We start from the raw sequence: 12,431 nt of genomic DNA, 5'->3' as shown, positions 1-12,431 counted from the left end.
AGGGTGGGGGGCATTCCGGTGACGCCGGGGGCTGGTGCACAGCTTGCTGCCGTACCTTGACCTGCATGGGGTTGTTCGCGCAGTGGCGCGGGATGGTGCTGGCACAGGGGCACCGGCTGGGTGCTGCGCTGGGCCGGGCGGAAGAGCCTGACGACCCGTCCGAGCCGACACCCAGTCTGAACCGTCTCGACGCGTTGGTGGAGGGCTTCACCGCCGGCCAACCGGTGCGCTGGAGCATGGCCGGGCAACCCCGGCCGCTGCCCGGTCCGGTCGACGTGGTGGCGTACCGGATCATCGAGGAGGCGCTGACCAACGCCCGCCGGCACGCGCCGGGCGCTCCGGTCGGAGTCCGCCTGCGCTACGACGCCGCGGGCATCACAATCGAGGTCCGCGACGAGGGTGCCGGTCCCGCTCCGGCAGGCGGCGGCACCCAGGCCGCCGGGCGAGGTCTGCCCGGGGTACGCAGGCGCGCCGAGCGACTCGGCGGCACGTTCTCGGCCGGCCCGCGTGCCGGTGGCGGCTTCACCGTACGGGCTGTCCTGCCCGCGCCCGAGGAAATGGTCGAATGATCGGCCGACCTCGGGGCTTCCCCGATGGGGTGGTGCGGAAATAGGGTGGGGTCGGCGACCGTGCTGGTGGCCGGTGACCCGGTGGGAGGCGCAACCCGCCGGGCTCAGGTGTGCTCCGCACCCACCGGTGACGGCCCGACGCCGCGTACGTCCGGTCACCCCCTCGCCCCGGTCCGCACATGGAATCCCCATCACAACAGGGGAGAAGGACAATGGCGCGACCCATCACGCTCTTCACCGGCCAGTGGGCCGACCTTCCGTTCGAGGAGGTCTGCCGGCTCGCCTCCGAGTGGGGCTACGACGGTCTGGAGATCGCCTGCTGGGGCGACCACTTCGAGGTCGACAAGGCGCTCGCCGACGACTCGTACGTCGAGCGTAAGAAAGAGACTCTCGCGAAGCACAACCTTGAGGTCTTCACGATCTCCAACCACCTCGTTGGTCAGGCGGTCTGTGACCACCCGATCGACGAGCGGCACCAGGACATCCTGCCCGGCCGCATCTGGGGCGACGGGGAGCCCGAGGGGGTCCGCCAGCGGGCCGCCGAGGAGATCAAGGACACCGCGCGGGCGGCGGCGAAGCTCGGCGTGAAGACTGTCGTCGGCTTCACCGGTTCGTCGATCTGGCACACCCTGGCGATGTTCCCGCCGGTGCCGCCGGCGATGATCGAGCGCGGCTACCAGGACTTCGCCGACCGGTGGAACCCCATCCTCGACGTTTTCGACGAGGTGGGGGTGCGGTTCGCGCACGAGGTGCACCCGAGTGAGATCGCGTACGACTACTGGACGACGAAGCGGACGCTGGAGGCGATCGGTAACCGGCCCGCGTTCGGGCTGAACTGGGACCCGTCGCACTTCGTCTGGCAGGAGCTGGACCCGGTGAACTTCATCTTCGACTTCGCCGACCGGATCTACCACGTGGACTGCAAGGACGCGAAGGTGCGTACCGGCGATGGCCGGCGTGGCCGGCTCGCCTCGCACCTGCCCTGGGCCGACCTGCGTCGCGGGTGGGACTTTGTCTCCACCGGCCACGGCGACGTGCCCTGGGAGGACTGCTTCCGCGCGTTGAACGCGATCGGCTACACCGGCCCGATCTCGGTGGAGTGGGAAGACGCGGGGATGGACCGGCTGGTTGGCGCCCCGGAGGCGTTGCAGTTCGTCCGCCGGCTCGCCTTCGACGCACCGAGCGCCGCCTTCGACGCGGCGTTCAGCAGCAAGGACTGACCGCACGTCGGACAGACCACGGGCCGGTCGCCCTGCGGCGACCGGCCCGTGTACGTGCGTTTGGTCAGAGCGTGCTGGCGTTCGTGCCCGAGCCGGACGGCTTGGTGCGGGGGTTGTTGGTGGACGACGGCGACCCGGAGGTCGTGCCGACCGTGCTGCTGCCCGACTTGGCGCCCACGGTGGCGGGCGTGCCGGCGAACGCGTCGTCGGCGGCGGTCAGCTCCTGCTTGCCGGTGCTGCCGTTGCCGGTGCCCAGCTTCTCGCCCAGTTTGGTCTGGCCGAGCTTGTCCTTGCCCTCGCTGTAGAGCTTGTTGGCCTGGGCCTGCGCGACCCCGGCCGCCTCCTGGACGGTCGGGTGGTCGAGCACCTTGCGGCCCCGGACCACGAGCTCTTCGTACTTTTCCCGGCCGGCACGGGCGCCCAGGACGAATCCCGCAGCCAGCCCGCCAAGAAACATGATCTTTCCGCGCATGGCGGCTCCTTCCGTACCTGACGCGCCGTCACCCCCGGCGAGTTGCCTCGTCGGAAGGCGACCTGTTCGCGCCTGCGTCCTCTGTCCGCAGCTAACTACCCATCCTGCTCTCCGCTCAAGCATGCTTGTGCCGGGATGGCGATTTACCCCGATTGTCAATGCGACGACGGGGAGGGAACCCACTGGACCGTCACCGGGGGATGTCCTGTACTCTTGTCCCGTCGCACGGCGTCGGGGAGATCCGAAGTCGCGCGGAGCACGATCCCCTGTAGCTCAATTGGCAGAGCAGCCGGCTGTTAACCGGCAGGTTATTGGTTCGAGTCCAATCGGGGGAGCTTTCCCACCGCCCGTCAGCCACCGGCTGGCGGGCGTTTTCGTGTGTGTGTGACCCGGTTTCACCCACCCTTGACCTGCTTGCCCGGCAGGATGGTCGATGTCGACTGAGGCTCCCGCTGCGTCGATTGATGCGTCGATCCTTGGGGTGAGTGCGGATGTCCGGACGAGGCGGCAAGGCCACCCTGATCGCGGTGGCGGTCGTGCTGGTCTGGTTGGTGATCGGCGGCGTGGCCGGCCCCTACGCGGGGCGCCTGAGCGAGGTCGCCACCAACGACAACGCGGCCTTCCTGCCCACCGACGCCGAGGCGACCCGCGCCCAGGACCTCGCCGGCGAGTTCGTCGACCGGCAGACCATCCCGGCACTGGTCGTCTATGAGCGGCCCGCCGGAATCACCGACGCCGACCGGCAACGGGTCAACGCCGACGCCGCCCGGTTCGCCCAGATCCCCGGCGTGGTCACCCCACTGCCCCCGCCCATCCCGAGCAAGGACGGCCAGGCGCTCCAGGTCGTCGTACCGGTCGACGACGCCGAAGGTGAGGAGATCGGCGAGATCGTCGAGCAACTCCGCGACATCACCGGCGGCGACCGGGACGGCCTCACCGTCGACGTCTCCGGCCCGGCCGGCCTGCTCGCCGACCTGATCAAGGTCTTCTCCGCCATCGACGGGCCACTGCTGCTGGTCACCCTGGTAGTAGTGCTGGTCATCCTGCTGATCGTCTACCGCAGCCCGGTCCTCTGGATCTTCCCGCTGCTCGCCGCCGGCATGTCGTACGCCCTCGCCTCGGTCTTCGTCTACCTGCTCGCCGACGCGGACGTGGTCAAGCTCAACGGGCAGGCCCAAGGCATCCTCACCGTGCTGGTCTTCGGCGCCGGCACCGACTACGCGTTGCTGTTGATCGCCCGCTACCGGGAGGAACTGCACCGGCACGACCGCCCCTGGCAGGCCATGAAGACCGCCTGGAAGGGCGCCGCGCCGGCCATCATCGCGTCCGGCGGCACGGTCATCGTCAGCCTGCTCTGCCTGCTGCTGTCCAGCCTCAACTCCAACCGGGCACTCGGCCCCGTCGCCGCCATTGGCATCGCCGCCACCCTGCTGGTGATGCTCACCTTCCTCCCCGCGCTGCTGGTGCTCGGCGGACGGTGGGCGTTCTGGCCCCGACAGCCCCGAGCCGACCAGGCCGACCCGCGGGCCGAACACGGCATCTGGGCTCGCATCGCCGGCTTCGTCGCCCGGCACGCCCGCCCGGTCTGGCTGAGCACCGCCGTGGTGCTGGCCCTGCTGACGCTCGGCCTCACCCAGCTCGGCGCCACCACCCTCGGCCAGTCCGACCTCTTCACCCAGCGCACCGACTCGGTCGACGGCCAGGACGTGATCTCCCGGCACTACCCGGCCGGCACCGGCAGCCCGGCCACCATCTTCACCACCGAGCAGACCGCCCGACAGGTCGCCCAGGTGGCCAAGGACGTGCCCGGCATCGCCGACGTCCGTCCCCTCACCGCCGGCCCACAGACCGGCCCACCCGAGGAGAACGCCGCCCCGAAGGTCGTCGACGGGCGGGTACAGCTGGAAGCCACCCTGACCGACCCACCCGACAGCGACGGCGCCGAGCGGACCATCCGCGAGCTGCGGGTGGCCGTACACCAGGTGCCCGACGCGGACGCGGTGGTCGGCGGCTTCACCGCGATCAACGTGGACACCTCGGACGCCGCGAAACGCGACCAGAACGTCATCATTCCGGTGGTGCTGGTGGTCATCGCGGTCATCCTGGCCCTGCTGCTACGCGCGCTGCTCGCCCCGCTGCTGCTGATCGCCACCGTGCTGCTCAGCTTCGCCGCGACCCTCGGCCTCTGCGCGCTGCTGTTCCGCCACGTCTTCGACTTCCCCGGCGTGGACTCGGCGTTCCCGCTGTTCGCGTTCGTCTTCCTGGTCGCGCTCGGCATCGACTACAACATCTTCCTGATGAGCCGGGTCCGCGAAGAGTCGGTCAAGCGCGGCACCCGCGCCGGGGTGCTCTCCGGTCTCGCCGTCACCGGCGGGGTGATCACCTCCGCCGGCATCGTGCTCGCCGCGACCTTCTCCGCCCTCGCCGTCCTACCACTGGTGGTGCTCGTCGAGTTGGGTACCGCGGTCGCGATCGGGGTACTGATCGACACCATCATCGTCCGGTCGCTGCTGGTGCCCGCACTCGCGTACGACATCGGGCCGAAGATCTGGTGGCCGGGCCGGATGTCCCGGGCGAACGGTGAGCGGGAGGCGCGCGGTGCTGGCTGAGACCGATGTGGTCATCGTCGGCGGCGGCCTGGCCGGCCTCGCCGCCGCCCGCCGGCTGCACCGCGCCGGCGTGCCCTGGCGGCTGGTGGAGGCCGCCGGCCGGCTCGGCGGCCGAGTCGCCACCGACGTGGTCGACGGTCACCTCATCGACCGGGGCTTCCAGGTGCTCAACACCGCCTACCCCCGGCTCGGCACACTGCTCGACACCGACCGCCTCCACCTCGGCTACCTCACCTCCGGCGTGCTGGTCCGCAAAGGCGACAAGCTGCTGCGGCTGGTCAACCCGCTACGCGAGCCCACCGGCGGGCCCGGCACCGCCCTCGCCGGGGTCGGCTCCCTGCTCGACCGGCTGCGCTTCGCCGCGCTCGCCACCGGCTGCGCCACCCTGCCCACGTCCCGGCTGCTCGCCGCGCCGGAAACCAGCACCGAAACGGCGCTGCGCCGCGCCGGCCTCTCCGACACGATCATCGAGGAGTTGCTGCGACCGTTCCTCTCCGGTGTGTTCATCGACCGGGAACTGGCCACCTCCAGCCGCGTACTGGCGATGGTCCTGCGCTCCTTCGCCCGCGGCCGGATCGGCCTGCCCGCCGAAGGGATGGCCGCGCTGCCCCTGGCCATCGCCGCACCACTGCCCGCCGACCTGCTCACCCTGCACACCCCGGTCGCGGAGGTCACCCCGGGACGGGTCCGCACCCAGGCCGGCGACATCCGCTGCCGGGCCGTCGTGGTCGCCGTCGACCCGCCCGCCGCGTCCGCGCTGCTGCCGGCCCTGGCGACGGTACGCATGAACAGCTACACCACCTACTACCACAGCGCGCCCGAGCCGCCGCTCACCGAACCGATCCTGCTGATCGACGGCGACCGACGGGAAATCGTCGCCAACACCGTGGTGCTCAGCAACGCCGCAGCTTCCTACGCACCGGCCGGACGGCACCTGATCGCCACCTCGGTGGTCGGCCCGGCGGCCCCACCCGAGCCGACCATCCGGGCCGAGTTGACCCGGCTGTACGGTCGCTCCACCGCCGACTGGACGCACCTCACCACCATGGCCATCCCCGAGGCGCTACCCGCCGCCCCACCACCGCAGGGCCAACTGCGCAAGCCGGTGGCGTTGGGGGAGGGCCTGTTCGTGGCCGGTGACCACCGGGACAGCCCGTCGATCCAGGGCGCTCTCACCAGCGGTTGGCGCGCCGCCGGCGCGGTGCTGGACGAGCTGCGCGCCGGCTGACAGGCGTACCCGAGCACGCTGTTATATTCCTGTAGCCCATCGTGCTGGTGCAGGCGTGGGCACCGGCCGGCTCGGTGCTGGCTGCTGATCGCCGAGCGGGATAAGATCCGGCGCGGTGTTCGGGGCGGTAGCTCAGCCGGTTAGAGCAGGGGACTCATAATCCCTCGGTCGCGGGTTCGAGTCCCGCCCGCCCCACCATTAGGAAGCGGCTTTGACCTGCTTCTTCTTTCTCTTCTTGCGATCTTTCTCGTTCGTCGACTTCGATGAAGATGGCAGCTGTGAGCCCGAGGTGAGCCCGGCGGGACGCTTGTCGCCCTGACGGGGCACCAGACGGGCGGCAGCTTCGGCCGCGTCGCGTGCCAGCTCCGGTAGGACCGAGGTGTAGGTGTCGGACGTCAGCGAGATTGACGAGTGGCCCAGCATGTCCTGAACCACCTTCATCTCGGTGCCCGCCGCGAGCGCGATCGTGGCAGCGCCGTGGCGAAGGTCGTGAAGGCGGATCGGTGGCAAGGCGGCCTTGCGTACCAGCCGATCGAAATGGTCGGACAGCCAGTCGGGCTCGATCCACCCGCCGGTCGGACGGCAGAAGAGGCGTCCGCTTTCCACCCACGCCCCACCGGCTTCGTCCCGGGCCTTCTGCTGTCGCTTGAGGTGCCGTTTGATCACTTTGATGCTGGCGGCATCGAGGGCGACGATGCGGTTGCCCGCCTCGCTCTTGGGCTCGCTCTCCTCGATCTCCCCGCGGATCTCGACGAGTTGCGTGGCAACGGTGAGGGTCCTGCCCTTGAAATCCAGGTCTTCCGGTCGTAGGCCGCACGACTCGCCCCTGCGCAGGCCGCGGAATGTGATCAGGTGGAAGAGCGCGTACAGCTCGTCGTCAGCGATGAAGTCGAGGAACGAGCCCGTCTGCGCAGGGGTCCACACCATCACCGGGGACGGCCGTTCGCCGGTAGCCCGCCAACGTGCGACGCGCTCGTCCGTCCAGACGAGCGCCTTCGGCCGGCGAACCGGGTCGAGTTCCACGTGGGCGGCCGGGTTGAAGGCGATCAGCTCCTGCGTGATGGCGTCGTTCAGGGCGGCTCGCAGCGTTGCCTTGATGTGCCGTCGCGTCGAGGGCCCAGTAGTGCGGCGGAACGGTGGCATCTCTGCGATGGCGTCACGAGCCGCGCGGCGACGCTCACGTCCCGTAAGCGTCCTCAGCTCCTCGGTCGCGGCCCGCCGTAGGGCGTTCGCTTCCTCGATCTCGATGTTCCGCTCGACGATCGCGTTGAACATCTCGGTCAGGTGAGACACGCGTAGCCGGTCAAGGCGGACGTTACCGATGCGCGGCTTGAGATGGATCCGGATATCCCGTCCATACCGTTCGACGGTATTGCGCCGAATCTTCCGGCCAGCAAGCCACGTGTCGAGCCACTCACCGACGGTGATGCGGACGGTCAACGACTGGCCGCTGCGGAATTTGCGACGCGTCTCATCCAGGTCTGGCAGCGGTCCCCGCTCGGAGGCAACGCTTTCTAGTAGGTCGCCCATCCGCTGGCGACCGTCAAGATCGTCGGCCTCGGGCACGGCCAACAGGGCCCGAATCGCATCCAATTCCGTTTGAGCCTGTGTGGCTGACGCGAAGCCGGACCGGCGGAGGGTTCGCCGGCAGCCGGCGGCGTCTGGCGGCAACTCCTGACGGACGCCCCAGGTGCCGTGTCGGCGCTGGCCGAGCTTCGGGCAGGATTGCCCGTACTGCTTGCCGGTCTCCGGATCCCGACAGGCACAGCGACGGAATACTGATCCTCTCAAGGTTCCTCCTTAAGAGAGCGAGGGAAGTGGTACCTATAATGGTACCGCTTCCCTCGGATGGTCTATGGAAGGCGAGCTATGCGACGACGTCGAGCAGTCGAGGCCGCTCAGGGATTGCCGGCGCTCCCTGGCGAGGAAAGGCGCGAGCAACAGGTCAAGATCAGGCTTACCCGCGGTGAGCTCGACCGCCTTGTGGGGATGCGGCCTGATCTCAGCGCTTCGGGAATCGTTGCTCTCCTGGTCGATGACGTGCTTTCCGGACGGCATGCACCCCCGTGGATGCTGAGGTCAGACGACCGGGACGCCGAGTAGTTCGAGGATGCCCGGTACGGGTACGACGTAGCTTCGTCCGACGCGGAGCAGCCGCGCCGGGAACTGTCCGCGCTTCGCGAGGGCGTACGCCTTGCTCCGCCCGATACCGAGGATCGCTCCGGCTGTTTCCACATCCGTCGTCAGGCCAAGAGCGCGGACCGCTTCGACGGTCCATGGGTTCTCAATGGTGCTGTTCATTGCATGTCTCCTGAGGGGTTTCAACGCTCATGCGGTCTGCGGGGCGGCTGCGCGGGAGGCGAAGGTCCAGCAGGTGCGGATGGGGTTGCGGGCGTATTCAATGACGCATCGTCCGACGCCCGCGCTGTGCTTGATGCACCGCTGGTCATGCCTCGACCGGTCCACCGTTGACATCCAGGTGACCGAGAATGTCGGCGTACCACGTTGACGGTGTCGTTCGCCGGTTCGTCGGGCGAAGCGAGTGGTAGGCGCTCCACGCGGCGAAGTCGGCGATCTGGACCCACTGACTGACGCTCGCGTGCCGGAAGTACGGGTCCTCGATCAGCCGCCTGCCACCAGTGGTGAGCGCGCGATGGCTGCGGGCGTAGGCAAGGTTGCTGCCATCGCCGTCCATGACGATCATCCCGAAGCTGTCGCGTACGTCGAGGTCCCGGTTAAGGATCTCCACCAGGCGTCCGTAGAGGTCCAGCTTGTTGTTGTGGAAGCTGCTACCCCGGGCACTCGTTCGCCGGTAGACGGTTCCGACTCCAATGCCTGGTAGGGCGGCTATGGCCCGCAGGCCTTCGCGGATGACCACGAGCCCGTCGCTTCGCTTCCACATCGGATCCATCGACGGGCGACCGCGACCGCCGGCAAGGTCAGTCGCGTGGAGCCGCACTGAGGCTGGGATTCCGTGACGGCGATAGGTCTGGGAGCGGAACCCGAGCCACCGCTTGTCCGCCTCGCTCCAACGAGCTGGGTCGACCGCTATCCAGCTGTACGACGTGTAGCCGCTGGCTTCGCTGCCGGAGTCGTCGACGTAGAAGAGGGCGAAGTTGCAGGTGGTTGGCATGAGAGGGCTCCGTGTACGAGGGGCTCAGGGTGAGGAGGCTTGCTAGGAGCCGATGCGGCGGGTCTCTAGCCAGTCGTCGATGTCGCGTTGGCGATAGCGTCGGTACCGCCCGACCTTGTACGACTTCGGTCCCCTGCCCTTGTGGTTGATGAAGTGCAGGGTTTGCTGGGTGATGCCGAGGTAGGTGGCCGCCTCCTGATGGCTCCACAGCCTCGTCCGGCGGTCCACTGCCTCGAAGTCGCTTACCGAATCCATAACTTCGCTTTCGTAAAGTTGTTCTGACGGCAAGCAACCTTTGATCAACGACTTGCTAGTTGTCAAGTGAGCGAGTAAAACTTACGAACATGACAAGTTCCGAGGCTGCAGCGGATGCAATGCCGGGTGAGATCGTCCGACGCCGGCTGCGCGAGGTGCGGCGCCGACGGAAGCTGAACGCGACTGAGGCGGCCGAGATGTTCGGCGACCCGACGATGTCCGCGACGGTGTTGATGAACATCGAGGCAGGGCGGCGCCAGACCGAGCCAACTGTCGACGAGCTGATCCGCTTCGCCTACATCCTGGATGTGCCGCCCGCAGCGCTGCTGATGGCCGAAGGCGGCCAGGTGCAGGTCGCCCCCGGCGTTACGGTGGACCCTGGCCGGTTCCGCCGTTGGGTCCTCGGCCAGGAACCCCTCGACGGGGTCGACGAGGCCCGCTATCGCGCGGCGGCCAAGCTGCTCAACGACGACGATCAGTCGGTAGCGCCGGAGCTCCGCGAGGAGTTCCTGTCGAAGGCTCAGGTGGCCTTCGACGCGTTCTTCGCCGACAGCGAGGAGATCCGGCGCAAAACCCGCCAACAGGTCCGAGGCGTGCTGGGTGAGATCCGTGAGGCTGTCGTCTCCGGCACGGAACCAGCCGAGCTCGCGGCAAAAATCGACGAGTTCCTGAACCGGCTGGGGTAGCTACGCGGCGCGGGCGGGGCGGAAGCATAGCGACGGCGGGGTAAGCGTGGCGGACCTGCCGTTCCGCAAGCGCGGGACAGGTCCGCGCTGCTGCGAAGGTATGCACCCTTGATCGGGTAGGCCCAGGCCTAACCCGAGGGCCTTATCGATGTGCCGCTGATAATGCCCACCCGACCCTGTCGGGTCGCCGCAAGTCGGCTCCAAAAGATCCTTAAATGTCCACCGGCTCGAAGCTGAGCACGCAGACGCCCGGTTCCGAACCCGCGGACCAGCTCTTGACTGCGCGCCACTTCGTGCCCAGCCAGTCGTCCCGGCACTCGATCTGAAGCTTCTGCCACCCTGGCCAGCCGCCACACCTAACTGGCTCCACCGCCAGCGAGCCGCAACCGGGTGAGAACATCGGCGATTTCCTGGGTCTCCTCGTGGTCCGGCCCGTAGACCAGACAGAGATCCTCGTGCAGCGGTACCAACTCGGCCAACGCCTGCTCGACGTTGCCCTCGGAGAGCAGCAGCCTGCAGATATTGCGGCGCAGCTCCAATGCGTCGGATGACACGTCACCCTCTGAGGCCCGAACGTGGGTGAGCACCTGCCGGAATTGTCGCAGCGCCGCGGTGGCCTGGCCCAGCTCCGCCCGGCAGTGCGCCGCCTGCCGGAGGCAAGCCAGCGCATCGTCACCGGTCGGCCCTCCGGTGCGCGCGAAGGCCGAATACAGCGCATCGAACTCCGGCAAAGCCTGACGGAAGTCGCCACCGATGACGAGGATGGCCGCTCGGCGCTGGCGCAGGGCAAGGACACGAGAGTTCTCGACGCCAAGTGCGGCTGCCGCGGGTTCGATGACCTGCTGCAGCGCTTCCGCCGCTTGGGCGTAGCGCTCATCAGCGAGCAGGTCGTTGGAGTGCGACACCGCTCCGTTGATCGCTCCCCGTAGGTCCGTGGCCGGCACCGCGTCCGCCGGCGGCTGAGGCGGGATGGGGCGGTCGTGCGGACCTGCCTCAGGTGAGGTCTTCCGCCGCGGTCGCGGCGGGTTGGGGCGGCGGTACAGGAGCGTAGGGTCCGGTACGCCGACCGGTCCGAGTCCGACCGTTGGATGAAGTGGCCCCGGCTCGGGAAGGAACGGCAGCAACCGCTCGTAGACGTCGTACGCGTCCCGGGGACGCTGCTCGGGAACCTTGGCAGTGAGCGCCAGAACCAACTGTTCTAGAGCTTCGGGTACTTCCGGGCGTACCTTGCGTAGCGGCATTGGCGCTTTGTAGACGTGCTGCTGCATCAGCTCGAACTCGTTACCACCGTCGAAGACCGTTTTGCCGATGAGCAGCTCGTGCAGCACACAGCCGAGGGCGTACAGATCGCTCTGTGGGGTGATCTGCGCGCCCTGGATCTGTTCCGGAGGCATGTAGTGGTGCGTGCCAATGACGCTGCCGGTCACGGTGAGACGGGTGACATCGGTGCGGAGGATGGCGGCGATCCCAAAGTCGAGCACCTTGACCGCGCCGGCGTCGGACACGAGGACGTTGTCGGGCTTCAGATCCCGGTGAACGACCGGGATGGCGTGGGCGTGGGAGAGGACGGTGCAGATCTGCGCGGCTACCGCGACCGCCCAGTCAACGGGCAACGGACGGAGGGGGTTGATGTAGGCGCGCAGCGAGGTGCCGCGGACGTATTCCATGACGAGGTAGACGCGGTCGTAGGAGCTGTCGAGCACCGCGTCGTACACCTGGGGGACGCCGTGGTGTTGGATGCGGGCGGTGACGCGCGCCTCGCGCCGGAAGCGCTTGGCGAACTCCTCGGCCTGCTCGGGGGAGGCGACGACTGTCAATCCCCTGGAATCGTGGAGGACTCGGTTAGGCGGCCTGGTTCTCCAGGACGTGGGTGGTTGATCGTTCGTAGTCGATCGGTGAGCGTCCGTCGCAGACGGAATGGCGGCGTCGGCGGTTGTAGAAGTCGGTGATCCAGGTGGCGATCTTCAGCCGGGCCTCGGTACGGGTGCGGAACTGGTGACGGTGGACGTACTCGACCTTGATGGTGGAGAAGGTGGCCTCGGCGACGGCGTTGTCGAAGCACGAGCCGACCCGGCCCATCGACTGGCGTACCTTCCAGCGGGCGCATGCCCGGGCGAAGTCGGCCGAGCAGTATTGGGCGAGTTCAATCGGTCGTTGCAACACCGGGCTGTTCCAGCGAGCTTAACTGCTCGGCGAAGACCTCGGCCGGGGTCTTCCAGCCAAGGCTCTTGCGGGGCCGGTTGTTGACCGCGAGGGCGA

General features: G+C 68.3%; 12 protein-coding genes and 2 tRNA genes. 7 read left to right on the top strand and 7 right to left on the bottom strand.

The window, feature by feature from the left end; all coding sequences use genetic code 11:
- Positions 1 to 65: 65 nt before the first annotated feature.
- Both DLJ59_RS34580 and DLJ59_RS34575 read left to right on the top strand, forming a co-directional pair.
- A complete protein-coding gene (locus DLJ59_RS34580) occupies positions 66 to 569 on the top strand; it encodes a sensor histidine kinase (RefSeq protein ID WP_124778312.1) in 504 nt (167 codons plus the stop codon).
- 212 nt (positions 570 to 781) lie between these two features.
- On the top strand, positions 782 to 1,789 hold the full coding sequence (locus tag DLJ59_RS34575) for a sugar phosphate isomerase/epimerase family protein (RefSeq protein ID WP_124778311.1): 1,008 nt from the start codon (positions 782 to 784) through the stop codon (positions 1,787 to 1,789).
- A gap of 64 nt (positions 1,790 to 1,853) precedes the next feature.
- Here the strand turns inward: DLJ59_RS34575 and DLJ59_RS34570 are convergent, their stop codons facing one another.
- Positions 1,854 to 2,261, bottom strand: coding sequence for a hypothetical protein (locus DLJ59_RS34570; RefSeq protein ID WP_124778310.1), 408 nt, complete (start codon positions 2,259 to 2,261; stop codon positions 1,854 to 1,856).
- Positions 2,262 to 2,523: 262 nt separating this feature from the next.
- On the opposite strand from DLJ59_RS34570, the gene DLJ59_RS34565 reads away from it, so the two are divergent.
- From DLJ59_RS34565 to DLJ59_RS34550, 4 genes are all read left to right on the top strand, one after another.
- Positions 2,524 to 2,596: transfer RNA gene (locus DLJ59_RS34565), tRNA-Asn, on the top strand.
- Positions 2,597 to 2,752: 156 nt separating this feature from the next.
- The gene (locus DLJ59_RS34560; RefSeq protein ID WP_124778309.1) at positions 2,753 to 4,870 is read left to right on the top strand and encodes an MMPL family transporter; all 2,118 of its coding nucleotides are present in this window, start codon (positions 2,753 to 2,755) and stop codon (positions 4,868 to 4,870) included.
- The gene (locus tag DLJ59_RS34555) at positions 4,860 to 6,098 is read left to right on the top strand and encodes an FAD-dependent oxidoreductase (protein ID WP_124778308.1); all 1,239 of its coding nucleotides are present in this window, start codon (positions 4,860 to 4,862) and stop codon (positions 6,096 to 6,098) included. Before DLJ59_RS34560 ends, DLJ59_RS34555 begins: the two co-directional genes overlap by 11 nt.
- Positions 6,099 to 6,219: 121 nt before the next feature.
- A tRNA-Ile gene (locus tag DLJ59_RS34550) sits at positions 6,220 to 6,296 on the top strand.
- On the opposite strand, the gene DLJ59_RS34545 is transcribed toward DLJ59_RS34550, so the two are convergent.
- From DLJ59_RS34545 to DLJ59_RS34530, 4 genes are all read right to left on the bottom strand, one after another.
- A complete protein-coding gene (locus tag DLJ59_RS34545) occupies positions 6,297 to 7,664 on the bottom strand; it encodes a tyrosine-type recombinase/integrase (RefSeq protein WP_244236386.1) in 1,368 nt (455 codons plus the stop codon). It lies immediately after the preceding tRNA gene.
- Between the two features lie 513 nt (positions 7,665 to 8,177).
- Entirely contained in the window at positions 8,178 to 8,399 is a 222-nt protein-coding gene (locus DLJ59_RS34540) for a helix-turn-helix domain-containing protein (protein ID WP_124778306.1), read from the bottom strand.
- A gap of 145 nt (positions 8,400 to 8,544) precedes the next feature.
- The gene (locus tag DLJ59_RS34535) at positions 8,545 to 9,231 is read right to left on the bottom strand and encodes a DUF3800 domain-containing protein (protein ID WP_124778305.1); all 687 of its coding nucleotides are present in this window, start codon (positions 9,229 to 9,231) and stop codon (positions 8,545 to 8,547) included.
- A 42-nt stretch (positions 9,232 to 9,273) separates the two neighbouring features.
- Positions 9,274 to 9,486, bottom strand: a complete 213-nt coding sequence (locus tag DLJ59_RS34530; protein ID WP_124778304.1) for a helix-turn-helix domain-containing protein — start codon at positions 9,484 to 9,486, stop codon at positions 9,274 to 9,276.
- 89 nt (positions 9,487 to 9,575) lie between these two features.
- Between DLJ59_RS34530 and DLJ59_RS34525 the strand changes: the two genes are divergently transcribed.
- Positions 9,576 to 10,172: a helix-turn-helix domain-containing protein gene (locus DLJ59_RS34525; protein ID WP_124778303.1), complete on the top strand. Its 597-nt coding sequence runs from the start codon at positions 9,576 to 9,578 to the stop codon at positions 10,170 to 10,172.
- A 356-nt stretch (positions 10,173 to 10,528) separates the two neighbouring features.
- On the opposite strand, the gene DLJ59_RS34520 is transcribed toward DLJ59_RS34525, so the two are convergent.
- Both DLJ59_RS34520 and DLJ59_RS34515 read right to left on the bottom strand, forming a co-directional pair.
- Positions 10,529 to 11,989 (bottom strand): serine/threonine-protein kinase, encoded by a 1,461-nt coding sequence (locus DLJ59_RS34520; RefSeq protein ID WP_244236384.1) that lies wholly within the window; start codon positions 11,987 to 11,989, stop codon positions 10,529 to 10,531.
- 25 nt (positions 11,990 to 12,014) lie between these two features.
- Positions 12,015 to 12,335, bottom strand: coding sequence for an integrase core domain-containing protein (locus DLJ59_RS34515; protein WP_124778301.1), 321 nt, complete (start codon positions 12,333 to 12,335; stop codon positions 12,015 to 12,017).
- Between the last annotated feature and the right edge of the window lie 96 nt (positions 12,336 to 12,431).

Origin of the sequence: Micromonospora inaquosa, from assembly GCF_003857055.1 — a bacterium.
Classification (GTDB): domain Bacteria; phylum Actinomycetota; class Actinomycetes; order Mycobacteriales; family Micromonosporaceae; genus Micromonospora; species Micromonospora inaquosa.
Note: the sequence above shows the minus strand (reverse complement) of the source record. Positions and strands in the feature narration are given on the sequence as shown.